Below are 25450 nucleotides of genomic sequence, written 5' to 3'. Positions count from 1 at the left end.
ATGGCAACTAAAACAACATTCAGCATCAACAGTAAAACAATTACTAAAGTTTTTCAAGATCTTTTTGATTCCTTCAAAAGCTCCCGTTTAAAAGTTTCCTCCAAGAATGGACAAGAATACTTAAATATCTCCCTGCTATTAGCTGTAATCATCGGAATTATTTTCCCTGTAGCTTTCATTGCATTGATTATTTTAAGTCTGATTGCACCTATTGAAATTGCAATCCTTCAAGAAGTAAAAGAAGAGAATGCAAATCAAAAGATGATCGAACTCAAATAAGTAAAAAATAAAGGGTAATACCCTTTATTTTTTTTCTATCTTATCAAAAGGCCTATTCGGAGACAAATTAAATGTAAAATTTCCTTTTGAATCCACACCGCCAGCGCCTCTGACGCGGGCTTTGATTTCGTATTTCGATTGCGGATTATAGTTCGTTACCGTAAAATTGTAGTAAAAAGGTTTGATCTTGTTGGTTCCCCTAAATTTATCCGCAAGCGCATGATGTCCATCCTCTGCAATGACCTGCCCGTCCTGTAGCAATTGTACGGCATCAATCTCCAGAAAATTCTTCCCCTCCACAAAGAAAAATCCAGCTTGCGCTCGTCCATTATCGTAAATCTTCCTGCTCACGTCAAAAGTTAGAAAACTATACGTTTCCTTGATATCATTAGGTCCCCATGATCCCGCAATATATCCCCCGGGACGATAATAATCAATACGCATGGAATCTAATCTTGGAAGATTGGCATCCAATCGATGGCTGAACGCTGTATAATCTTTCGCTGACTTAGCAGCCCATCCAATTTCAGCAACCGCAAGCAGTCGCGGAAAATTCTGCACATTCAGGTCTTTAATATCCTGGGCCAACGCTGTCCACATATTTCCCTGAACACCGAGGACAAGCTGATCCTCAGCCGGACTAAGTCCCGCAGAAGGATCAAATTCATACACTCTTTTCAGCGAGTTTATCTGCGGATAGGCCAGGTCAGTCATGGTACCATCATTCCGATCGGCCTGTGTAATATCAAAATAGAGATGCGATGCTGGTGTGGCTACGGCCTTAAATCCATCTTTGGTCGCTTCCTTGATCGCTTCCTCACCAAGCCAGCTCATGATTGCTGTACTCTTCGGCAAGTTTTTAGCATCAGCTAAGATATCATTCCACCCGATCGGTTTTTTCCCTTTCTGGACGATGATATCAGAAACGCGTTGAACAAAATAGCTCTGAAGTGCTTTGACATCCTTAATCTGGTGCTGTTTCATAAAATCCTGCACATGCGCCTCTTTTTCCCACAAGTCATGACGGACTTCGTCCCCCCCAAAATGGATATAACTACCCGGAAAGAGGTTAGCGATTTCAGTGAACACATTATTCAAGAATTCATACGTAAACTCTTTTGTCGGATCCAATGTATTGGGGGTAAATTGATTTCCCCAATAGCCCCAAGATGACACAAAAGGAAAAATGTGATTCGGGTAGGAATTTTTGTTGACCCCAAGTTCAGGATAGGCCAATATTGTCGGCCATGAATGTCCAGGAACATCAATCTCGGGCACAATCGTAATATTACGCTCTCGAGCATATTGAACAACTTCCTTGATCTGCTCCTGTGTATAAAATCCACTGCGTTCTGCAGGTTGTTTTTCTGTTCGATAAAATACCGTCACATTTTCCATGGTCAATTTCGGATATTTCTTTATTTCGATCCTCCAGCCCTGGTCATCCGTCAAATGCCAATGGAACGTATTCATTTTGTATAATGCCATGACATCCAAATACTTTTTCACAGTTTTCACATCGAAGAAAGTCCGGCTCACATCTTTCATATAACCACGCCAATGATAGCGGGGATAATCTTTAATTTTCACTGCTGGAATATTCCAGCTTATTTCTTTGGTTGGGTTACTACCCTCGAAAGCTGTCGGTAAAAGTTGCCGCAGTGATTGCGTTGCATTGAAAAGCCCATGGGAGCTTTTTGCTGTCACGACCACTCCCCGATTGGAAACCTCAAGCTGATAGCCTTCATCATTAGGCGTTGTCAATTTAGGGTCTAGTTTAAATTCAATGCTATTGCTCGCCTGTTTTTTTATGTTCAGGGGATAATGCGTTACTTTTCTCAGCTGCTCAACAAACAAAGACACATCTTTCACATCGCAGTTCTTAAAACTTAAGGAAGTTTGTGGATTCAACTGAAACTGGCCTGCTCCTATATTGATTTCCTGAGGCTTGGGGATAATATCAATCCCAGATTGCGCATGCAGCCCTTGCGCAAATAAAAGGGATAACGCTACTGAACAGAGGAGTGTTTTCATTAAAATTTAAGTTTTTATTTTTAAATAAACAGACAAAAAAAAGACCGTTTATTGGTTTCGTTATGCAAAATAAAAAATAAAAAATGATCCTTCTACTCCAACTTTCAATCAAACGATTGTGTAAGATTTTCAAAAAGTAGCTCGTTGGCTACAGGCACACCAAGAGGATATCATTTTTTAGTATTAAATTTGACTTCCAGACAAAACAAAATAGGCTATAGTTAACTTATTGGGGTGAAAGAACAATAACGTGAAAAACAGTAAAAAATTATTTATTATCAGGACAGTTTTAATTGCTTTCCTGATTCTTTCCTTGGTTTATATCGGTTCGATATTTACCTATCAATATATTGAGTACCAAAAGACCGAAGCCCGTTTAAATAAAGCTTACAGTTCTAAAAATCAATTGACGAATCTTTTTTACGAACTCTTTTCCTCGTATAATGCTGCCGGAAATGCCTTTCGCTCTTATACCGTGGACTTCAGTGCCGAAAATTTAAAGAATTACAGTAATAGTTTAGATACGTTACGATTTTATATTGATTCCCTTTCGAAGTTATCTTCCCAAAAAGGACTTACTTTCTCTACGAATACTTCCTTGGAACAAAATATCTCCCTTTCAGACGAGTTCGCGCACATTAAAAAATCTGTTGACAACATGATTTTTTTGGCCAAAGACTCGCTGTCACTCTTAACGAAAACGAATAGAACAATTCGCCCCGGAAACAATCGTATCCTCGCAGATTCGGTTGTCAATAAAATATTACGAGATACAGCACTCAATGTAAGTAAGAAGGATACCATAGTGCGAAAGAAAGAAAAACTCTTTACACGTATTTTCAAAGCTAAAAACGACACCTTGGTTGCTGATAAGCTGGAGCAGAATTTTAACGTTAATCAAATCAAGGCAATACATAGCCAGATCCAAAATTTGATCGAACAAAATGAAACATTCCACCGGCAAGATTTCAGTAAAATCCGTCGTTCATTTACTGAGCTGCAACAAAAGGAAAGACAGCTTCTACAGTCTAACTACAATTTGTTCAGTACGATCAGTACGGCCTTACTTCGCATTAAGACCCATGAAGATGAGGTATTAAGGGCTGCTGAAATTCAAGATTTCAAGCTTTATCGGGAAAACTCTTCTATTTTTGGCAAACAGGTCATCGCTTCTATTATTCTCATGATTATTATGGTGACACTCTTGTTGTCCTACCACTACAATACACTTGTGTATGAGCGTAAGCTTACTGCCGCTAGAGATTATGCCTTGCGAACAGCGAAAGAGAAGGCCAGTATACTGGCAAATGTAAGTCATGATGTGCGCACACCGGTCAATTCTTTGGTCAGTGTTATTGATCTGCTAAAGAGCAATGCGGCAAACAATCGGGTCAACCCTATTTTATTAGACTCTATTACACAAGATATCCATGTGATCAATGATACTGTGGAAGATATTCTGAATCTCGGTAAACTAGAGTCTGGTACACTCGAAATTAAGGCTGAGTATTTTTCGCCAACTCAATTGCTCGCGAACCTCATAAAAATGCAGCAGGCTCAAGCAGACAAAAAAGGGTTAAAACTCATCAGTTACATTGATATCGATCCCGACATCTTAATCAAAAGCGGAACGTATCGTGTACGACAGATTATTTCTAACCTCTTGAGCAACGCCATTAAATATACAGATAAGGGGCAGATAGAGGTAAAAGCCTTTATCAGCAGAGACCAGGGATCCAAATTACATATATTAGTCAACGATACAGGAAAAGGTATTTCGGCAAAAGATCAGGAGCATATTTTCGAACAGTATTATATGACCGATCAGAAATCCAAGAATAGTTTTGGATTGGGATTACATATTGCTAAACTCATGGCCGAACAGCTAAACGGAACGTTAAGTGTTAGCAGTCAACAGGGCAAGGGATCAACATTTACGTTACTCGTTCCATTCACCGAAGAAAAGAAAAATAGGAAACAAATTACGAGCTTGGATAAGCTCTCAAAAGAGCTACGCTTTGTCGTTATTGATGACAATCCGATCAATAATCTATTCGTAAAACAAGCATTGCAACATTTCGAAGATGTGAAAATCTATCAGGATTCATCTACTGCAATAGCCTATCTGAAGGAAAATAGAACGGATATTATTATCACCGATCTCAAAATGCATGGCCCTACCGGTTGGGATATCCTCAATACGGTCAAAGACAACAATAGTGTAAAGGGATGGAATAGCAAAGTTATTGCACTGACGTCAGATGAATCACAAGTAACCGTACAGATTCCAGAAGGGCAGCTACATCAATTTGATGGCGTCATGACCAAACCTCTGGACAAAGCTATCCTTGCTCAGCTTATAGCAAAGATTTTGTAAGCGTGCTAGTCAAAAAAATTAGGGAAGGCCTTTTGACCTTCCCTAATTTTTTTGACTCCTACTCGCGTTTACTTTCGGTATTTAAGTAAAACATTACTCTTCAATACCTGTGTAAAAAAACTACCTGCCGTATCAACATTCTTTATGGAATTGGATAGCTTTCCTATTCTTGCTTAACTCCAGTTTTACAAACAAAGACCATATAGTCCAGCGCTAGCATAGGCAAAAGCTAAAAACCTTATTACGAAGCTGTTTATAGACAACAGAAATAGCAATAAAGGCCGCTGCCAATAGTCCTAATTCAAAACTTCGCCATATTCTAGCTATCTCCCGCAAAGGGATGAAAAGAGTTCCTGAGGAATATCCGGTTATTCGGGAAGTAATGCTGCAGCTTGCAGGTTTAAAGAAAAGGGTATTGGGTTTAAGAGAGATAGGAGCAATGTACCATTACCACTGCTGGACAGTGACAGTTGCGGTTGCAGGGCTGTTACCGTTTGCGGAACAGCTACCGATGGACCGGCTCACCGACGGTCCTGTGCTGCGATAACCGATAGGCGGAGGATATGCAATAGCCTGTACATAGAAATACGGAAGTACTTAAACGAAAGAAGCCCTTGACTGTTTCCAGCAAGGGCTTCCGTGTAAAAAAAGGCACCGACCTACTCTCCCACCTGTTACGGCAATACCATCGGCTCTGGCGGGCTTGACTGCTCTGTTCGGAATGGGAAGAGGTAGACACCGCCGATATAGGCACCTAAAAATCTTTATTGGATGATCTATGATATTCTTATCATGTGATTCATGCCAACTGACATAGCTATTGAAAGAGGTTCGTTTCCTGTTTGTTTCTTAAAAATTAAAGAGGAAGACAACAGTGTCTGTCTGCTTGAGAAAGCTTCGGGCTATTAGTACCACTTGGCTTTGGTCTCTCAACCTTTACACCTATGGCCTATCAACGTAGTCATCTTCTACGACCCTATAAGGAAGTCTCATCTCGTGGCTAGTTTCGCACTTAGATGCTTTCAGCGCTTATCTATTCCAGACGTAGCTACCCTGCCGTACACCTGGCGGCATAACAGGTTCACCAGAGGTCTGTCCAACCCGGTCCTCTCGTACTAAGGTCAGATCCACTCAAACTTCCAACGCCCACAACAGATAGGGACCGAACTGTCTCGCGACGTTCTGAACCCAGCTCGCGTGCCACTTTAATGGGCGAACAGCCCAACCCTTGGGACCTTCTCCAGCCCCAGGATGTGACGAGCCGACATCGAGGTGCCAAACCTCCCCGTCGATATGAGCTCTTGGGGGAGATCAGCCTGTTATCCCCAGCGTACCTTTTATCCTTTGAGCGATGGCCCTTCCATACAGAACCACCGGATCACTATGTCCGTCTTTCGACCCTGTTCGACTTGTCGGTCTCACAGTCAAGCAAGCTTATGCCATTGCACTCCACGTACGGTTACCAAGCGTACTGAGCTTACCTTTGAAAGCCTCCGTTACCTTTTTGGAGGCGACCACCCCAGTCAAACTACCCACCAAACAATGTCCTCGGCATTGCCGAGTTAGAAACCGAATACAGAAAGGGCGGTATTTCAAGGTTGATTCCATGACTCCTGGCGAAGCCACTTCAACATCTCCCGCCTATCCTACACATCCTGTACCCAATCTCAATGTTAAGCTATAGTGAAGGTGCATGGGGTCTTTCCGTCCCGTTGCGGGTAATCGGCGTCTTCACCGATACCACAATTTCACCGAGCTCATGGCTGAGACAGCGCCCAGATCGTTACACCATTCGTGCAGGTCGGAACTTACCCGACAAGGAATTTCGCTACCTTAGGACCGTTATAGTTACGGCCGCCGTTTACTGGGGCTTCGATTCAATGCTTCTCTTGCGATGACATCCCCTCTTAACCTTCCAGCACCGGGCAGGTGTCAGGCCTTATACTTCATCTTGCGATTTTGCAAAGCCATATGTTTTTGTTAAACAGTCGCCTGGGCCTTTTCACTGCGGCTGCTCTTACGAGACAGCGCCCCTTCTCCCGAAGTTACAGGGCCATTTTGCCGAGTTCCTTAGCCATGACTCACTCGAGCACCTTAGGATTCTCTCCTCGACCACCTGTGTCGGTTTGCGGTACGGGTCTTCATAACCTGAAGCTTAGCGGGTTTTCTTGGAAGTCTGTTTACCTGCTCTATCAGCGCCACCGGAGCTTTGCTGTACTATTGGGGTTCAGCAGGGTCGGCGGATTTGCCTACCGTCCCTATACCTACGCCTTTCAACGAACTATTCCGTCAGTTCGCGGCAGTGTCACTACTCCGTCACCACATCGCAGTTATGAAGAGTACTGGAATATTAACCAGTTGTCCATCGGCTTGCCCCCTTCGGGTGCGCCTTAGGTCCCGACTGACCCTGATCCGATTAACGTTGATCAGGAAACCTTGGTCTTTCGGTGGGCGGGTTTCTCACCCGCCTTATCGTTACTTATGCCTACATTTGCTTTTCCATAACCTCCACAGTTCATTGCCAAACTGCTTCCCCGGCGATGGAATGCTCCCCTACCAGATGCACATCTTTCAGTACAAATCCATAGCTTCGGTACCGTTCTTGATGCCCGTTTATTATCCACGCCCGGCCGCTCGACTAGTGAGCTGTTACGCACTCTTTAAATGAATGGCTGCTTCCAAGCCAACATCCTAGCTGTCTGGGCAACCGGACCTCGTTAGTTCAACTTAGAACGAATTTGGGGACCTTAGCTGATGGTCTGGGTTCTTTCCCTCTCGGCCTTGGACCTTAGCACCCAAAGCCTCACTGCCGGCTATATTTGATAGCATTCGGAGTTCGTCTGGATTTGGTAGGATTTGACTCCCCCGCACCCAATCGGTAGCTCTACCTCTATCAAACTCTACGCCGACGCTGTTCCTAAAAACATTTCGGGGAGTACGAGCTATTTCCCAGTTTGATTGGCCTTTCACCCCTACCCTCAGGTCATCCGGAAACTTTTCAACGTTTATCGGTTCGGTCCTCCATTACATGTTACTGCAACTTCAACCTGCCCAAGGGTAGATCACAAGGTTTCGCGTCTACCTCATCTGACTATGCGCCCTATTAAGACTCGCTTTCGCTTCGGCTGCGTCCCTGAAGGACTTAACCTTGCCAGACAAGAGTAACTCGTAGGCTCATTATGCAAAAGGCACGCTGTCACAGGACCTGCCTGCTCCAACCGCTTGTAAGCACACGGTTTCAGGTTCTTTTCACTCCCCTGTTCGGGGTTCTTTTCACCTTTCCCTCACGGTACTGGTTCACTATCGGTCTCTCAGGAGTATTTAGCCTTACCAGATGGTGCTGGTGGATTCCCACAGGATTTCTCCGGTCCCGCGGTACTCAGGATACCACTATGTCAACATTCTTTACCTGTACGGGGCTCTCACCCTTGTCGCGCAGTTTCCCACCTGCTTCCAGTTCATAGCGCTGTACAATCTCGTGGTCCTACAACCCCGACCATGCCGTAACATGATCGGTTTGGGCTCTTTCCCGTTCGCTCGCCACTACTTGGGAAATCATTGTTATTTTCTTCTCCTACGCCTACTTAGATGTTTCAGTTCAGCGCGTTCGCGTTTTATACGACTATTCTTCAAATAGTCAGGTTGCCCCATTCGGAAATCTCTGGATCAAGTCGCATTTGCCAATCCCCAAAGCTTATCGCAGCTTATCACGTCCTTCTTCGCCTCTGAGAGCCTAGGCATCCCCCGTGTGCCCTTATTTACTTTCTTCACCGGCATAGCCTTTTGCTACTATGCGGCTGCTTTTGATATATATACCCGTATGCTACGTAAAGATTCGTTCGGCCTTGACCGAGGGTCTCCTCTTTACATCGAACACATACACGTATTGTCTCTATACTGTTGTCTTCTCTTGTAATTTTTTTTCTCTTTCAATATGTCAAAGAACTCTTTTTCCGGTATCCTGAAGTATATCTTTTATACTTCACCGGTGATGTGGAGAATAACGGATTCGAACCGTTGACCCCCTGCGTGCAAGGCAGGTGCTCTAGCCAGCTGAGCTAATTCCCCAATCGTTTTCGTAGTCCCGAGCAGATTTGAACTGCTGACCCCTACATTATCAGTGTAGTGCTCTAACCAACTGAGCTACGGGACTAGCTTATCTTGTTCATCTCTTTCTCTCGGTCCTGCTCCTTTCGGGGCGGGCACTTTCTTCTGATGTTTTTTCTTCTTGCAATCATATGTAACGTGACGAGCACCGATCTTCGATACTCTAGAAAGGAGGTATTCCAGCCGCACCTTCCGGTACGGCTACCTTGTTACGACTTAGCCCCAATTATCGGTTTTACCCTAACACGCTCCTTTCGGTAACATGCTTTAGGTACCCCCAACTTTCATGGCTTGACGGGCGGTGTGTACAAGGCCCGGGAACGTATTCACCGCGTCATTGCTGATACGCGATTACTAGCGAATCCAACTTCATGGGGTCGAGTTGCAGACCCCAATCCGAACTGTGAATGGCTTTTAGAGATTAGCATCATATTGCTATGTAGCTGCCCGCTGTACCATCCATTGTAGCACGTGTGTAGCCCCGGACGTAAGGGCCATGATGACTTGACGTCGTCCCCACCTTCCTCTCTGTTTGCACAGGCAGTCTGTTTAGAGTCCCCACCATTACATGCTGGCAACTAAACATAGGGGTTGCGCTCGTTGCGGGACTTAACCCAACACCTCACGGCACGAGCTGACGACAGCCATGCAGCACCTAGTTTCGTGTCCCGAAGGACGAGTGCGTCTCTGCACTCTTCACTAACTTTCAAGCCCGGGTAAGGTTCCTCGCGTATCATCGAATTAAACCACATGCTCCTCCGCTTGTGCGGGCCCCCGTCAATTCCTTTGAGTTTCACCCTTGCGGGCGTACTCCCCAGGTGGATAACTTAACGCTTTCGCTGGGACGCTGGCTGTCTATCGCCAACATCGAGTTATCATCGTTTAGGGCGTGGACTACCAGGGTATCTAATCCTGTTCGATCCCCACGCTTTCGTGCATCAGCGTCAATACCAGCTTAGTGAGCTGCCTTCGCAATCGGAGTTCTAAGACATATCTATGCATTTCACCGCTACTTGTCTTATTCCGCCCACTTCAAATGGATTCAAGCCCATCAGTATCAAAGGCACTGCGATGGTTGAGCCACCGTATTTCACCCCTGACTTAATAGGCCGCCTACGCACCCTTTAAACCCAATAAATCCGGATAACGCTCGGATCCTCCGTATTACCGCGGCTGCTGGCACGGAGTTAGCCGATCCTTATTCTTCCAGTACATTCAGCTCTCTACTCGTAAAGAGGTTTATTCCTGGACAAAAGCAGTTTACAACCCATAGGGCAGTCTTCCTGCACGCGGCATGGCTGGTTCAGGCTTCCGCCCATTGACCAATATTCCTTACTGCTGCCTCCCGTAGGAGTCTGGTCCGTGTCTCAGTACCAGTGTGGGGGATTCTCCTCTCAGAGCCCCTAGACATCGTCGCCTTGGTAAGCCGTTACCCTACCAACTAGCTAATGTCACGCGAGCCCATCTCTATCCTATAAATATTTAATCAACCGAACATGCGAACTGTTGATGTTATGCGGTGTTAATCTCTCTTTCGAGAGGCTATCCCCCTGATAGAGGTAGGTTGCTCACGCGTTACGCACCCGTGCGCCACTCTCACCATCCTCGAGCAAGCTCTCCGATGGATCCCGTCCGACTTGCATGTATTAGGCCTGCCGCTAGCGTTCATCCTGAGCCAGGATCAAACTCTCCATTGTAAAATGAAGTTTTTGATTCCAACTATTTATAATAATCAGAATTCTTTTTTTATATCTCTGATCTTGGATCGAATTGAACGAATTACTTGAATTTGTTCATGACTTTCGTTTGTCTACTCGTCACGCTTACATGATTGTGTTTTCTTAAAGAACTTTGTCGCTTCAACTTCCGTATCCGCTATATTCCGATGGGCATTGCGCCCCTCTTTATCTTTTTTGTTTTTCCCTTCGTTTCCGTTGGGACTGCAAAGGTAGAAATCTTTTCTGAACTCCCAAAAACTTTTTCAAGTTTTTTTTTCTTTTCCCTTTTTTCGATTTCCGCGTTTAAAATAAACTGGGCGGGATTTTAAATCCTGCCGCGCTCACCTAAACCCTTCTTTTTTTCAGGATTCCTTCTTTCGAAGCAACCGTCCCTCCCTTGCGGAGTGGTGCAAAGATAGGGAGTTTAGTAACAAACTTCCAAGCCTTTTGTTCTTATTATTTTCATTTTGCCTCTAACTACCTGTAACGGTGCAAGATTCTTTTTCATTTTAGCGGCGGAAGCTGCAGAGGGAGGCGAAAAAAGGCTGATCCTGCACCCGAAATGGGACAGGTAGCGGCACCTGGCAACGAAAACATCCTGAAATGCACCTGCCGGGTCTACTGCCCCACCGCCGCAGCATAGAAAAGGGAGATCGGAAAACGCAAACGTAGCCGAACAGAAAACCGCATAGTTTAATACGATTGATATATATAATAGTGATAAGATATAATCGGCTGCATAATCCGGTCGGGATCTTCTCCCAAAAGCCTGCGCGGCATCCCGGGTAAGATCCGTACCGGAAAGACGGAAAATTGTGCCACCGGAAAGAATGGCACCGCAAGGATACTGCAGCCCAGCACATAAAAGGGTGACAGCAGACAGCACTTCTGATTGCCCATTTTATAGCTATAATTTCTTACCTCTTTACTTAGGGTTTAGTTAGGGTTTAGTTAGGGTTTGTTTAGGTATAGCTTAGGTTATACCTAAATAAACCCTAACCAAAAGCTAAGTAAATACCAATTAAAATCTAGCTTAAAGAAGAACTAAATAAAAGCGAATAAATAGAACACTACGTAAATAAGCCTACAAGTGCCCCAGCATACAACCAAAATAGCCATGATATAGGCATTTTTGGAGGGTTTATGGGATCAAAGAAAATGAGCAGGAGAAAGCGTTCAGCTTGTAACACGTTTAGAATAACGACTAGGCTCAAAAGACATAACAATCAAACAAAAGGCTCCGAATCAATTTAGATGATTCGGAGCCTCAGACGTTATTATAGTTTACATGCTCTAATCTCTTAATGCTGTAAGATCAGCCTTAGGCTTGGGCAAGTTCATGTTTTTAATTGCCAGGCGACAGGCATCAACCATTTCCTGCGTCATGGCATAGGTATACTTTCCATAATCGTCGTATTCCAACGTACCAACAAAAAAGAATCCGTATTTATCAAAGAAATCTGTCAAATCCAATTTGGCCACTTCGCAGGCTGTTTTAACAAAATTCAGTTGATGAACGGCAGGATTACGCTCTCCCATCATTCGATCAGAACTCCAATCCGAACGCTGTCTTCTGGGTTTATTCATATTCTGCTGACGGAAGGCTTCAAATAGATCCGCATAAAAATCGGGACGTTTTCCTTCTCCCTCAAAATATAGCTGTAACTGCCAAAAAGGAATCAAACGATCGAATACATCCGGATCGGACAAATAAGAAATTCGTTTTTCAATAATATTGGCCTTCGCTTTCTCAAAATTGTTCTGTTCTGAAACCCGAGTTTTATTACCAAAAGAACGTGTTACGTATAAGGAGAACAGGTTGTTGCTCACTTCACCCAAGCCACCCCAATTAAACATGGGACGTGTCTGGTGTACGTGGCCCACTTCATGACTGAAACCCCAACAAGGATCCCCTTTAATCACCGATTCCGGCGTAACCACCATCTTCATCGCGTAACCAACTTTATCGCCCATATAAGCAACACCATCTCCATCACGGAACATGTAATAATTATAGTTCACCCGCGCTAGAATACGATTTTTAGGTACTTTATTATACTTCTCCAGTCCCATCAACCGATGTTGCCTATACACCAGCGAATCGTAATTACGAATTAGCTCGACGCCTTTTCCATAAGCATACTGTTTCAATGCCTCTATTGGATAAGCGGTCTGAATATGCTCGCCTTTTGCATCCATAATCGGGAATACAGCATGATCGATCAGACTATCCCACTCCTTATTCCCCTGTTTTTTAAGATCAAAGTAACCGTTTACCTGCCCCGTAGGAAAATGAACCCTAATGGGGTTTTCCTTTTCAGGTTCTTCCGAGAAATAATCGATATAAGCTAAACTTCCGTAATCATCGAGTTGGATAATATTGACACCATTCCGCAATCTGAATTCCTGTTTTTCCAATCCCCAACCTTTCGGGTCCTTTGTAGGCTCCTGCGGATTAGGGGCTTTTCGCAACCAGTTAGGTACAACAAGGTTTACCTCTTTACCAGCTGCAATACCGTCCACAATAACAATATGCTTCCCTTTGGGAAGATACACACCGGTCATATTTTCATATTTACTGTAACCGTCCCCAATACTTAATTGATGCCCTAATGTTGTCGGATTCAACAAGGCATAATAAGTTGCATATTTATAATCCTTGTTATAGTTGCCATCAAGTATAGACTGCGCAACCCGGCGCAGGGTAGTATCAGCAATCTGATTGAGCTGTTTTTTCTTAATCCCCTTTTTTAGTGTTAACGCCATGGGATCTTCGAATACGGAAAGATCAGCATAGGTCTGTTTGAAATCCTGAGCTGTTTGAGCTTTCAGATTGGCGCTTAGCATAAGACCTAACCCGAAAGCGATAAATTTTCTTTTCATCATAATTATAATAAATGGAATTTGGTTTACAACTTGTTATTAATTTCTGTGCATTTTAGTCAATGCATATAGTTTGAGCGTATCGGTACATTATTAATATTAATAGGAAGAGGAGGCGCACAAAAGCACACCTCCCCTTCTTAATAATATAAATTCATCTACTTTACTCTCGTCACTTGTGGAACAATAACATCCACCTGATAAGTACCTGGCACAAATGCCTGAAATGAAAATCTTGCGTTACAAGAATAAGTATTATAGGGTAATCCCAAGCTATCATCAAAATTGACATAAGGAGCAGGGATACGATAATAATAATTAAATCCATTCCCTAAAGAAACTAATGGAAAAGGCAAAACCCCATAAACAAACTCCATCCGATCATCAAATAACGTTGTGGAAATAGAGTAATCCTGCATAGTTTGTAAATAACCGCCTGCAGTACCTGAGTTAGGACGTCTGGCTATTTCACCCTTTTTAGGGTTAAATGGAACACCATTTTTATCAACTATTTTTACAACAACTTTATTGTCTCCAAGACCCAAATAGGTTACTTTAATATGACTAGCATTGCTTGGAATAGACTTTGTCGTCGTTTCAGCGCCAACTTTCATCGCGACTGTCGATCTTACAGCAGGAACATCAAAGTATGGAGCCTCAACCAATTTAAACTCACCGATAGCTGGATAAATTTTCGTGCCAACGGCATTCTTTATTTCTAAATCATAAACATAATGACCCTGCGGAAGTTTTAAAGTATTTGGTGTCGACTCAATCGCTCCGGAAAATTTGTTGATACTTAATGCCGTCATTACGGTATCTTTTTGTTTTGCAGCAATCAGATCCAACGTGGTATCAACTTTAGAATCATACAATTTTTTCCAGATCTTAATCGGAAATGTTTGCATAAAAATATCAGTAACATCTTTTCCAGTTTCCTTTTGGTACACTTTCAGCAATTTAACCTCAATTGGTTTACTGGATCCAGCTGGGTTTATTGCGGTTGAAACTTCGGATCTTCCCATCCTAATTTCGACAGGCAATTGTTCATAACGAATAATATCGCTCAAGTTGCCTTCAGGTATTTTTTTACAGCCCACAAGCGAAATTGCCGCGAGTCCAATACTATATAATAATTTACTTTTCATAGCCCTTAACGATAATAGAATAAAACATGGGAGTTATTTAATACATGCACTACACCTGTAGTCGTTTGCGCATTAGAAGTTTGAACCAATGTTCTGCTGCCGACAGGTGGGATAATAGTCTTAACATCAAAAACATCTCCAATAGACTGATAAAGGTAAGTGAACATGACGACCTTCGGCAAAACAGTGGAATTTTCATTATAGCCTAAAGCAGGATCTCGTGTTTCTTCATAAGAAATGATAAAATTACCCCCTTTGTTATTTTTATATTTTTTACCCGATGCGGTGAGTTTATCATTCGTCAATTGTTCTTTTGTAATATACATATCAATTGAATCTGCAAATCGACCCAATTCATATTTCATAATTGAATCTACTGTCCACATTTTCTTAGGATCAACTTTTTGGACCTGTCTTGTACGAGCCTGTACATAGTTATAAACATCGTAGTCTGTCGGAGCAAAAAAAGTAACACCTGGCGCGTTGATCTTATCCTTCACCCCTGCTTTATCAATCAACATCAAAACAGTATCAAACACACCATACTTATTACTTTTCATCCAATCATACGTTGTCATATTGATCTTTGGATTATGCAACTCTCCACCCACAAAATAGTCATTCTTTTTGCATGAGCTAATAGCTACTATAATTCCAAGCAAACAAGCTATATTTAAAATAATCTTTTTCATAATTTCCTTATTAATGATTTCTCCACCAAGGGTTTTGAGTCAGCAATTCGTTTTGCGGCAATAAATTACGCATATCCAGCGGCCAATAATATCCTTTGTTGGCTATTCTATCTTGCGAATATGCGCCCGAGTATTCATCAAATTGTTCAAACATATTCATCCGAATCAAATCAAATTGAATAATTCCTTCTCCAATCAGCTCTCTTCTCCGTTCTCTGAATATCTCTTTAAACAATTCCTCTCCAGAAACTTGTATTTCTTCGAGACCAGCTCTTTTTCTAATTGTATTCAGGTCATTCAATGCAAGCGCTGGCTTGCCGTTCTTATAATAGGCCTCCGCCCGCAGCAAAATAATATCTGCTAAACGAATCAGCACCAAATTATTACTGATGGCATATTTACCTTCCCTGTATTCAATTTTATTATCGTACTTGCGAATAGTTCGTTGTTGACCATTATCAGGAAAAGGAAGGGACATTGAATCTAACCTTGATTCAGGTTTATCAAATTCACTCTCAAGAAATTCAGGTTCAATATACCAAGCAGAGCTGCTACCTTTACCGGGAATAGTGGCACTTGTTAGAAATCTACTAAAAAAGTCTTCTGAGAATTCATTTCCGCTCTCACTATAGAGCATATTCAATTCGAAGATGGATTCTTTAGAGTTACCCAACCATATCTTCCGATAGTCTTTGACATCTTCTAGGGCATATCCGAGTTTTAATGTTTCGTTCGTATACTTCTCCGCATTAACATAGTCATGTTCCCAAGCACAAACCTCCGCCATCAGTGCATTAGCAGCTCCCTTAGATGCAAAACTCTTTGTCGAGTTTTGTTGAAGATTAGCGATCGCAAACAATAAATCCTCCTTACAGAATGCTAAAGTTTCCTTTTCTGCTGTCCTTGTCATATCAGGAATATTTTGAGGATCTTTAAAAGTCTCTTTGACCAATAATACATCTCCCCAAACCCGCTGCATGTAGAAATAGGTAAATGCTCTCAAAAATCTTGCATTTGCGATGTAACTATTTTTCTCTGCTTCACCGTCACTGAACAATTTATTGTCCATCCCCTGAGCCTGTTCAACAATCAAATTACATTGATTGATGATACCATAAAAACGCGTCCAGTTCCAAAGACTACCCTCCAAGTATGCTGCGTAGCTAAATCTATATCCCCCTGACCTTGCAAACTCATTCATATTCCAATCGTCCCCCGCCTGATGTACTATTCCAGATGCGATATCACCAAATATGAAATAAGATCGATCTGCCCTAAGCGAGTTACGCAACAATGCATATGCGCCAAGTGTTGCCCTATTTACATTTTCTCCATCTTTCCAAAACACCTCATCGTAAGTGCTATTCTCTGGCTTTAAGTCCAGATATTTCGAACAAGAGGAATTAAATAATAAAATTCCTGATATTCCGACTAATGATAATATATATTTAAATTTCATTTTGATCGTTTTTAAAAGTTGACTTCTAGACCGATTGTATATTTCCTCGGCAATGGATAAGCCCCGCCGCTATATTCCCCTTGCGGTGTCACCAATTCAGCATCAGGGACTGAAGCTTTCTGAAAAGTATGGAGATTATCCACCATACCATAGAATCTAATATTTCTAGCCCCTATCTTTAACCGTTCCACGACATTTTTAGGTAAAATATACCCGACAGAAATTGTCTTAATTTTGAAATAAGTACCATTTTCATTAAACATCGTGCTAAACGGAAGATACTGGTAGAAATAACTTCCATAAGGAGATATCGAAGGGAAACTCGCCTGATAATTAGGATCCTTTGCCTTTTCAGGTGTCCAATAATCTAAACCTTCTAAATCAGGTAATCTGTTGTTTGTAAATTTATTTATGCTTCCACCGATCGCATTGAACTGATTACTTTTTAAATTATTGATGATATCACGACCGATGGTAAATGTATTCAACATACTGATAGAAAAACCCTTATATATATATTCATTATACAAACCACCCGTTATGCGCGGATTCGGGTTACCTGTTAACATCAAGTCACCATCCGCCGCACCTTTATCTTCGTCACTCCAAGTATCCCAATCTTGATTCACATCTGCCCAATTCGGATATCCTGGCTTAACAGGATAATTCCCTTTAAAAACAGTGATAGGTTTTCCAGTTACAGGATTGACCGGTATTTGATCTTGATGCGAATACACGCCCTGATAGATCATTTGAGCCCATCGATAAATTGGACTTCCTACCGTATACAACAATTGTTGATTATAACCTCTGGAATCTGCATAGAAACTACGGTTACCAAATGGCAGTGAACCGATTCTATTTTTGTTAAAAGTCATATTTAGGTTCGTGTTCCACTGCAATACGCTCGTTTTAGACAGATTTCTTGTCATAATAGTCAGGTCAATCCCTTCATTATAAACCGTCATTGGCACGTTAAACGACAACTTTGTGTAACCTGTGTAATATGGGAATGAGAAACCCATAATTGGATCTTTCAAAATTTTTCGATAAGCATCGAACGTCACTGTTAAACGATCATTGAAAAGCCCCAAGTCAAATCCAATATTTGTTTGCTCAGATTTATTCCATGTCAGATTTTTTAATGTCAACGGTTTTTTAAATGATGGCACCGCGAATGTAGTTCCATTATATGTATCCGATGACAAGGCCCAAACGTTATAAGGTGCATAAAAATCTTCCGGAAGGACTCCTGATTTACCCCAGCTTCCCCTCAATTTAAGCATATTAACCCAATCAAATTTTTTCATAAAATTCTCATCGGAAATCACCCAAGCCGCTGATAATGCAGGAAAAGAACCCCATTTGGTATTAACACCAAATCTTGATGAAGCATCTGAACGCCAAGATGCATTAAAAATATAACGGGATTTGTAATCATAGGAAAACTGTCCCATATAAGATAGAAGCCCAGACTCCACCTTGTTTGTACTTGCTATTAAATCTTTTGTTGCAACACCTTGGATTACATGAATATCGTCTGTAGGCAGATTGTATCCCTCTGTTTTATGGGACAACTGCTTATCATATTGAAACGATTGTAGTGCCGTTACATTAATCGTATGTTTTTCATTAAATGTTTTTACATAATTCAATACGTTCGCAATATTATAGGTATAGGCATTTCTCCCCGTTGATGCAGCATAGTTGATCCCTTGATTAAGTTCACGAGGCTGAAATTGATTTCTACTATCCATATTTGCCTGAACAGAACCCTCTAATGAATATTGCAATCCCTTTATGATATCGACATACGTTTTTGAAAAAATATTGATATTATCGGTCTGATTATCATCTGTCAACTTATCATATTGTCCTAAGTAGAAATCATAATCTGCCTGACCAAGCCCCACGAAAGATGAAGGCATCTCCCCTTGATTTACCGGAACGACCTGGTCAATCCCTCTACCAAGTCCACGTTTGCGATTTATTCTCGCTGCAGACACCATAAAATCCGATTTGATAATTGGCGAAAGCGTAAACCCAAAATTGCCTCTTATCGAGTACCGCTTAAATCCGGTATTACGCACAACACCATCCTCATTATAGTAACCAGCTGACAATCTGTAATTAACAGACTCGCTTCCACCTGCAATACTCGCATCTGCGTTATCAATATTTCCTGTTGTATAAAACAAATCTTGCCAATCCGTTGCATTATTGTAGCTACTATTCAAACTGTCTGTTAAGGGCTGCGTAAATCCACCCATCTGAGCCCATGAAGCATATTGACTTAGAATATCCATCTTTGTCCTTCTTTCTGTAGCTCCCCCTAAGGTTCTTTGCAATTGCGGCCTTTCCGTAATTCCCCTGTAATAGGATGCTCTAATTGATGGCTTTCCTACCCGGCCCTGTTTTGTTTTGATCACAATAACCCCATTAGCACCACGAGAACCCCATACCGCTGTCGCTGCAGCATCTTTCTGTACAACAATACTTTCAATATCATTGATATTGATACCCGCAATATAATTGGTTCCTGTAGCTGATGAACCACCTAAGTCAGAGACTGATAGTGGCATCCCATCAATAATATATAGCGGAGAGCTCATTGTATTTGCCAAGTCGACCTCACTATTCAGATCGGGGGAAATAGTGGTATTACCACGCACAGTAAACGTATTCCTAGCTCCAGGTTCTCCTGTAAAGTTTTGGATATTGACACCTGCGACCCTTCCTTGCAACAAGCTCTCGAAACTCGGTGCTGGCAAATCTTCAATTGTCCGGCCTGAAATAACCTGAACAGCACTAGTCGTTTTTTTAACAGACTGCTTTTGATATCCAACAACCACAACTTCTCCTAAGAAGGAGTCATCTTTTTGAAGGACTGCGGCTGGAGCCTGTTTTGTTGTCACATGGACTTCCTGCCTTTTAAAGCCGACACCAGAAAAAACCAATGTTACGGGAAGGCTTTTTACAGCCAAAGTGAACGAACCTTGCTGATTTGTCGACGCTTGATTCGTTGTTCCTCGCTCTGTGACGGTCATGCCCGCCAACGGCTGCCCATTTGCATCTCGAACAGTCCCTTCCACAGGAATTGTTTGACCGAAAACATGAAAATAGGACATCACCACGAGAATAATAATCGGTAGAATTCTCTTCATATTAATTTAGTGTTAGTGAAGTGAAGGTAGATCAAAAATCTTGACGCCACAAAAAAGAAGAGACAAATAAATAACTATTAGAATATTAAATTTCCAAATAACACAGTCAAACGATTGCGCTACTTTTACGCAATCGTTTGAGTAAATTTTACAAAAAGTTGAATTTGTATCAGTAACAGATCATATTAGGCTTATTTAAACGTCATCTTAAAACAACAACTGCAAAAACGGGCGACAAATAACAACAAACAATACACGATTCGAAGGCATAGCAATATATCCTATTAGTTAATAACAATATGAAGCCTAAATACTCAATGGTCTTAAAAATTAATCAATACAAACCAAAATATCTACGAACTTTTCGATGACTTAATTAATACAACTAATATAAAACAGAATGTCTATTGACTAAGAGGTTAAATTAGGATTTGATCTTCCAGATTAGTCCATTTATTATCAAAAAAGCATCCGAAAAAAGAAGACAAAGTGCCTAATAAACTAAAAATAGCGCCATCCTATCGAAAGCGCTATTTTTTTAAAACAATTAGTTGATTCGGAAATTGGCCCTTAAGGAAACTCCACCACATACGTCCGGTTATCGCGCCAGGTATTATAGGTACTTTTTCCCACTTGATTGATCACATAGCCATAGCCGCGATTGGGACCACTGGACAAGCTGTTGTTACAGATATGTTTGAGCTTAATACCAGGTTTTACCGGCACTTCCACCGAACTTTCAATGCGAATCGGATTGACCAGCACATCATATATCCCAAAAGCATAGGCCTCATGTTGCTGTACCGCATCGGCAACTTTATAGGCCGCATATCCGTCACGCGTTCCATGCTCACTTCGATAGGCCGCCTGATTCGGCGCATCATAAGGGCTTTCACATTGAAAGAAATAGGTGCGGCCATGATTACCGGTCCAATAGGTTTGATACTCCTGAAAATGTTCATTGAACAAGGCATACATAGTCATATAGTCTCCATTAACCACCAAGCCATTGCGTGTCGTATTAATATCCCAGCCAACACTACCTTTCACCCCATGATCAGCTCGCCATATCCAAAAGTGATCACCGATCACATCATTGCTATTGACAATAACCGATTGGTCCACATGAACTTTGTCGGCCCGAAATCCGCCAATACGCAGAAATAGATCTGCCAACAGGGTTGGGTTACTGTCATGTCTTATTCCGCTCTTTTCCTGCCCGACCTGAATCAAACTATGCGAACTATAATGCGCATCAAACATCAATGAGGCAACAGTGACACCTGCAACATCATCAACGTCAATTGCCGTCTGCGGATTTGCTGAGCCGGGTATCAATGTGGCTAACCCAAGTCCAAGTATGATGGTATTGGCCTTGCTGACATGAAGGGGTTCGGATAACTCATACATCCCAGGTGTAATCAGCAAATGCTTGCCATTCCCTAACTGTCGGTTCATCTCCGCTGCCGAATCACCAGGTTTGACGACATAAAACTCCTTCTCCACATCAATGATATCTCCCGCCCCCATATTGTCCCGTGTATAGGATACGCCTGTATGATTATGTTTTAATGCTGGTCGAAACACCTTATAACGTCCATCTTTATCAAAAAACACAAAGGGCTTTTCACGAATCACGGGTGTTGTTGGAATGACCGTCACGTTGCCCCCTGTTGCCCAATTATTTTGATAGCTATTCTTATCAACAGAAGGTCCAAAATCGACCCCCTGAAAACAATAATTGTATTTAATTTCTTCAAACTTCCCTCTTCCTTTGTTTAGAAATGAGTTTCGTGTATACCACTGCTGTTGATTTTTGGAACCTGCTGCTGCTTCAAAATAGCAGTCTGCGGTATAACCACCACTAACCCATCCATTTGCCCATTGATTGCGCACCACCCGTGTGGAATAAATACGACGCAAGGGGGCGGCTTGGGAAACCGCCCATTTAAAAGTTTGTTCTTCCTCATAGCTCTCCGGACCAATGACAGACAGATTCTCAGCAGCACGCCAGAATGTACATGTCCCATTCCCATCGGCAAGATGAGGTGGCGTGTGTATATTTGAAATCGCAACATCATAAGGCACTTTGCCCAAGCCAGCAATCTGCACATAAAAAGGAATCTTCAATAGCCCTGCCTCTTTGTAATCTCCCGATTTGAACAGCAATGCATAACGATTGGGACTAAATTCTTTACCAAACATCTTTTCATGGAGCTGATTGATTTCATTGCCGACACGTGCCTTATTATCTGTTGGACTATAAACAAATGTATTTTCACCAAACAGCTGAAGTTCTAAACTCAAACGTGCAACAAACTCTCCTTTTACGGTCTGGATCTCATAATAATAGTCGTATGGACTACCTACGAGCACTTGATCCACAAATTTGGGCTGTGTGACTTTGGCAATAGTTTGATAATCGCCCAACCTGCCCTGGCTCCGTCGGATAAGAAAGGGCCCTTTTATCTCTTTATCGGTCAGCCGTTTACTAAAGTTAAGGCATATTCGCCCCTTTTGGATGAAGACTTCGGGACTACCTACCTTGGATTTATCTTTCACAACAGCAGTTTGCGCCCTGGCTTTTGCCGCGGTCGTTTTCCTTAGGCCATTTGGACTTTTCGCGAGCTCGCTTGGATCAGGTTGATGTGTCACGACGGCGGTTAATGAAGTTCCTTGCACCCCAGCATAGACTGGTTTACTTAGCTTATAGCTAGTTTTTGCAAATGCGTGTTGTATCATCAACAATGCGATAATAGGCTTGATATAGTTTCTAAATGGCTGCATAAATTTCATTTTTTATGGGTTGACTGACTGGTTTATCTTTTTAAGTCGGATCGCATTCAGCATCGGTTCACCTTTCTTAGGAATAAAGGAAATCACCAAGTTACCGTCGCTGTGCACTTTCACTGGAAATTTTCGACGAAGCACGCTAAAAGCCCCGACTTCACGCAACACATTTAAATCCGTAGCAAGAGCATGGCCTCCAATGCGAATATCAAAAATGCGATCCATCCCCTTTTGCTCCTGTTTCTTCTCTCGCTGTTCAAGATCATATAAGAGATTTTCCTTGTCATTCGAGCCATCCAATTCGGCTAAAAATAACTCGACCTCGTAATTGCCATTAGGCAGATCAAATCGGTAGGATTCCAGTCCCTGTAATTGTGTTTGGAAGAGCGGGTCATCTCCTGTACCTCTAATATTTACATCGGTCCCCAGGTTTTCACGCCCTGTATTTTTCAGACGATATTTTTCGCCCTTTAAATAACCCCAGCTTCCCCTTTCATAAGGCTGGTCTGGGAACCACCGATTTCCCAAGGAATCTATGTATTCTCGATTGTCGCCAACATTGATGCGGAGTTCTTGCCAGTCACTATCCTTCTTCAGATCATAGGGCAATACCTCACAATCCATTACAGTTTCATCGACTGAACTTAATTTTCCGTTATGGAAAGCCTGGGCTTTCACAGCGTGTGATCCACGGCTTAGGTTTACAGGCCATAATATCATCCGATCCACAGGCTTGCTTACGCCCAACGACATACCATCCAGCAGGAGTTCCACCGAATCAGCATTACTGAATATGGGCAGCTTTAGCCATCCGGATCCTATCAATGCTCGGTCCGGCTCGGCCCTTAAAGCCCATTTTTTTCCAAAAGTACCTCCTATTTTTACAAAAGGGGCTTTCTTGAGATAAGCTTGGTATAGAAAATAGCTATCCTTTGCTTTCCGGTCCCAGGTCAGCAATCCTTTGGTATTGATATGTGGCATGCTTTCCTCCCTGGTCTCCGAATTAAAATCGGATAAATTCCATGCCACCCCGCCAGCGACAAATGCTTTCTGTAGGATGTCATTGAGATAGCCCTGATGGTACCTAATGGCATATTCAATACTTTTGTCGAAACGAACTGGTTTATCCGAATGTATTCGATAGTCGGCATCTGCTCCATATTCAGTTACCAATAAAGGTTTCTCGGGCAGCTGTTGATGAATATGTTCCAACTGCTTGCCAAAATCTGCAATTTTGCCACCATACCAGCCCGGATACAAATTCCAGCCCACAAGCATAGGAACCTTGGTCAGCCCCGTCCGATGATAGAGATCAAAGTTTCCATGATTGGCGATCATCGTATAGCGTGTAGTATCTTCGGCTCGTGTGAGCGCTTCCAGTTTTTCCGCCAATGATACCACTGATTTAAAATATTTTTCCTGACGTTCCTTATCTTTTGGAAAATGGGGCCGGAGAAAGATTTCGTTCATATAACCCCAGATAATGATACTCGGATGGTTAAAATATTGTCTAATCATCTCCTTCTGCATCTGAAAGCTATTAGCTGCAAAAGTTGGACTTTCGGTAATCTCATTTACAAGCGGAATTTCCACCGATGCCAACAAGCCCAAGCTGTCACAGGCTTTCAATACGGCAGGATCCTGTGGATAATGTGCCACGCGCAGGAAGTTACCGCCCATCGCTTTTAATTTCACAAGATCCTGTACTTGTAGGCTATCGGGAACAGCATTGCCCATACCTTTAAAATCCTGGTGCCGGCTGGCTCCTACTAATTTTAGTGGTTTCCCGTTTAAGAAAAAGCCTTTTTCGGGATTGAATGAAAACCAGCGGAAACCAACGGAATTATCCAGCTGGTCCAGCTGTCGGCCCTTGGAATTATAAATCCGCGTTATCAAACGATACAAGTACGGCAAGTCTGGCGACCACAATTTTGGATGCTCAATTTCAGCTATGTTCAATTGGAAATTGTGCTGTGAATGAGGTTTTAGATTTTCTTTCTGCTGTACTTTTTTTACCGCCACTCCATCGGCATCCACAAGCGTAGTTTCAATCACAATAGCTTGTTGTGATGCTGAAGCATTCTGAATAACTCCGTCAAGATTAATCGTCGCATTTTCTGAGGAATCAATCTTTGTATTTACGCGCAAACCACTACTTCCGTAAACTGGATCTGCAAAATGGATCTGATCCAACAGCAGCAAAGACACTTTTCTGTAAATACCTCCAAAAAAAGTAAAATCGCCACTTAATGGCGCGATATCCTGGTTGAAGCGATTGGTGACTTGAATGACTATCGTATTTTTTCCATTTACTCTTCGATTGAGATAGTCTGTAATGTCGACATTGAAAGCCGTATAACCGCCAATATGCGCTTTCACCTGTTTACCATTGACAAACACGGTTGCTTCCTGATTGGCGGCCCCTACATGAAGTACTATTCGTTTAGTTTGCCAGACGGTTTTCCAATAGAGGGTGTTTTGATATTGGGTGGCACCACGATAATAGCCTGGCGTATCGTCCATGACATCAGCTATATTCCAGGTATGCGGTAGATCAACAATCTCTTCCCGTTGTTTTTGTTTAACTATACGGTCTGTGGAAGATTCCTCCTTCCTGAATTTCCAGTTTGACGAGAAATCAACTGAAACTCTTCCATCTAGTACGGTTTGCGCATGTACGCTCGAAGAGAAAAATAGACAGGCGATATAGCCTAGGCTGATGAGTTGCTTAAATATAATATTCATGTATAGCATTTATGTTGGTCGATCCAGTGCCTGCAGCACCAATCTCGTCCAACC

At 42.3% G+C, this 25450-nt stretch carries 11 protein-coding genes, 2 tRNA genes and 3 rRNA genes; 2 read left to right on the top strand and 14 right to left on the bottom strand.

All coding sequences use genetic code 11. The annotated features are described in order from the left end of the window. Nucleotides 1-279 (top strand): DUF4342 domain-containing protein, encoded by a 279-nt coding sequence (locus tag BV902_RS02985; protein WP_075990719.1) that lies wholly within the window; start codon nt 1-3, stop codon nt 277-279. Between the two features lie 24 nt (nt 280-303). Here BV902_RS02985 and BV902_RS02980 read toward each other — a convergent pair whose 3' ends face one another. Beyond that, the gene (locus BV902_RS02980; RefSeq protein ID WP_075990718.1) at nt 304-2313 is read right to left on the bottom strand and encodes a beta-N-acetylhexosaminidase; all 2010 of its coding nucleotides are present in this window, start codon (nt 2311-2313) and stop codon (nt 304-306) included. Between the two features lie 250 nt (nt 2314-2563). On the opposite strand from BV902_RS02980, the gene BV902_RS02975 reads away from it, so the two are divergent. Continuing rightward, entirely contained in the window at nt 2564-4690 is a 2127-nt protein-coding gene (locus BV902_RS02975) for an ATP-binding response regulator (RefSeq protein ID WP_075990717.1), read from the top strand. A 646-nt stretch (nt 4691-5336) separates the two neighbouring features. On the opposite strand, the gene rrf is transcribed toward BV902_RS02975, so the two are convergent. The 13 genes from rrf to BV902_RS02905 form a co-directional block, all read right to left on the bottom strand. Continuing rightward, nucleotides 5337-5448: ribosomal RNA gene (gene rrf, locus BV902_RS02965) — 5S ribosomal RNA — on the bottom strand. A gap of 128 nt (nt 5449-5576) precedes the next feature. Further along, nucleotides 5577-8458 (bottom strand): 23S ribosomal RNA (locus BV902_RS02960). A 226-nt stretch (nt 8459-8684) separates the two neighbouring features. Next, nucleotides 8685-8758 (bottom strand) — tRNA-Ala (locus tag BV902_RS02955). An 11-nt stretch (nt 8759-8769) separates the two neighbouring features. Further along, nucleotides 8770-8843 (bottom strand) — tRNA-Ile (locus BV902_RS02950). 121 nt (nt 8844-8964) lie between these two features. After that, nucleotides 8965-10494, bottom strand: a 16S ribosomal RNA gene (locus BV902_RS02945). The 16S, 23S and 5S rRNA genes sit together here with 2 tRNA genes alongside, the layout of an rRNA operon. A 714-nt stretch (nt 10495-11208) precedes the next feature. Continuing rightward, the gene (locus BV902_RS27215) at nt 11209-11415 is read right to left on the bottom strand and encodes a hypothetical protein (RefSeq protein ID WP_157625866.1); all 207 of its coding nucleotides are present in this window, start codon (nt 11413-11415) and stop codon (nt 11209-11211) included. A 393-nt stretch (nt 11416-11808) separates the two neighbouring features. After that, a complete protein-coding gene (locus BV902_RS02935; RefSeq protein ID WP_237241927.1) occupies nt 11809-13401 on the bottom strand; it encodes a M60 family metallopeptidase in 1593 nt (530 codons plus the stop codon). Nucleotides 13402-13556: 155 nt separating this feature from the next. Continuing rightward, nucleotides 13557-14546 carry a DUF5007 domain-containing protein gene (locus tag BV902_RS02930; RefSeq protein WP_075990713.1) on the bottom strand — a complete coding sequence of 330 codons (990 nt, stop codon included), beginning with the start codon at nt 14544-14546 and terminating at the stop codon, nt 13557-13559. 5 nt (nt 14547-14551) lie between these two features. Continuing rightward, entirely contained in the window at nt 14552-15238 is a 687-nt protein-coding gene (locus BV902_RS02925) for a hypothetical protein (RefSeq protein WP_075990712.1), read from the bottom strand. Between the two features lie 10 nt (nt 15239-15248). Continuing rightward, the gene (locus BV902_RS02920; protein ID WP_075990711.1) at nt 15249-16697 is read right to left on the bottom strand and encodes a RagB/SusD family nutrient uptake outer membrane protein; all 1449 of its coding nucleotides are present in this window, start codon (nt 16695-16697) and stop codon (nt 15249-15251) included. A gap of 11 nt (nt 16698-16708) precedes the next feature. Then, nucleotides 16709-19861 carry a SusC/RagA family TonB-linked outer membrane protein gene (locus tag BV902_RS02915; protein ID WP_075990710.1) on the bottom strand — a complete coding sequence of 1051 codons (3153 nt, stop codon included), beginning with the start codon at nt 19859-19861 and terminating at the stop codon, nt 16709-16711. A gap of 570 nt (nt 19862-20431) precedes the next feature. After that, entirely contained in the window at nt 20432-22648 is a 2217-nt protein-coding gene (locus BV902_RS02910) for a hypothetical protein (protein WP_216640428.1), read from the bottom strand. Nucleotides 22649-22660: 12 nt separating this feature from the next. Next, nucleotides 22661-25396: a glycoside hydrolase family 2 gene (locus BV902_RS02905; RefSeq protein WP_075994590.1), complete on the bottom strand. Its 2736-nt coding sequence runs from the start codon at nt 25394-25396 to the stop codon at nt 22661-22663. Between the last annotated feature and the right edge of the window lie 54 nt (nt 25397-25450).

This window comes from Sphingobacterium sp. B29, assembly GCF_001952815.1.
Taxonomy (GTDB): domain Bacteria; phylum Bacteroidota; class Bacteroidia; order Sphingobacteriales; family Sphingobacteriaceae; genus Sphingobacterium; species Sphingobacterium siyangense.
The sequence above is the reverse complement of the archived record's forward strand: the minus strand, read 5'-3'. Positions and strand labels throughout refer to the sequence as shown.

Coding starts and splice junctions, on each gene's coding strand:
- BV902_RS02985 (WP_075990719.1), top strand. CDS start 1: ATGGCAACTAAAACAACATTCAGCATCAACAGTAAAACAATTACTAAA.
- BV902_RS02980 (WP_075990718.1), bottom strand. CDS start 2,313: ATGAAAACACTCCTCTGTTCAGTAGCGTTATCCCTTTTATTTGCGCAA.
- BV902_RS27215 (WP_157625866.1), bottom strand. CDS start 11,415: ATGGGCAATCAGAAGTGCTGTCTGCTGTCACCCTTTTATGTGCTGGGC.
- BV902_RS02935 (WP_237241927.1), bottom strand. CDS start 13,401: ATGATGAAAAGAAAATTTATCGCTTTCGGGTTAGGTCTTATGCTAAGC.
- BV902_RS02930 (WP_075990713.1), bottom strand. CDS start 14,546: ATGAAAAGTAAATTATTATATAGTATTGGACTCGCGGCAATTTCGCTT.
- BV902_RS02925 (WP_075990712.1), bottom strand. CDS start 15,238: ATGAAAAAGATTATTTTAAATATAGCTTGTTTGCTTGGAATTATAGTA.
- BV902_RS02920 (WP_075990711.1), bottom strand. CDS start 16,697: ATGAAATTTAAATATATATTATCATTAGTCGGAATATCAGGAATTTTA.
- BV902_RS02915 (WP_075990710.1), bottom strand. CDS start 19,861: ATGAAGAGAATTCTACCGATTATTATTCTCGTGGTGATGTCCTATTTT.
- BV902_RS02910 (WP_216640428.1), bottom strand. CDS start 22,648: ATGCAGCCATTTAGAAACTATATCAAGCCTATTATCGCATTGTTGATG.
- BV902_RS02905 (WP_075994590.1), bottom strand. CDS start 25,396: ATGAATATTATATTTAAGCAACTCATCAGCCTAGGCTATATCGCCTGT.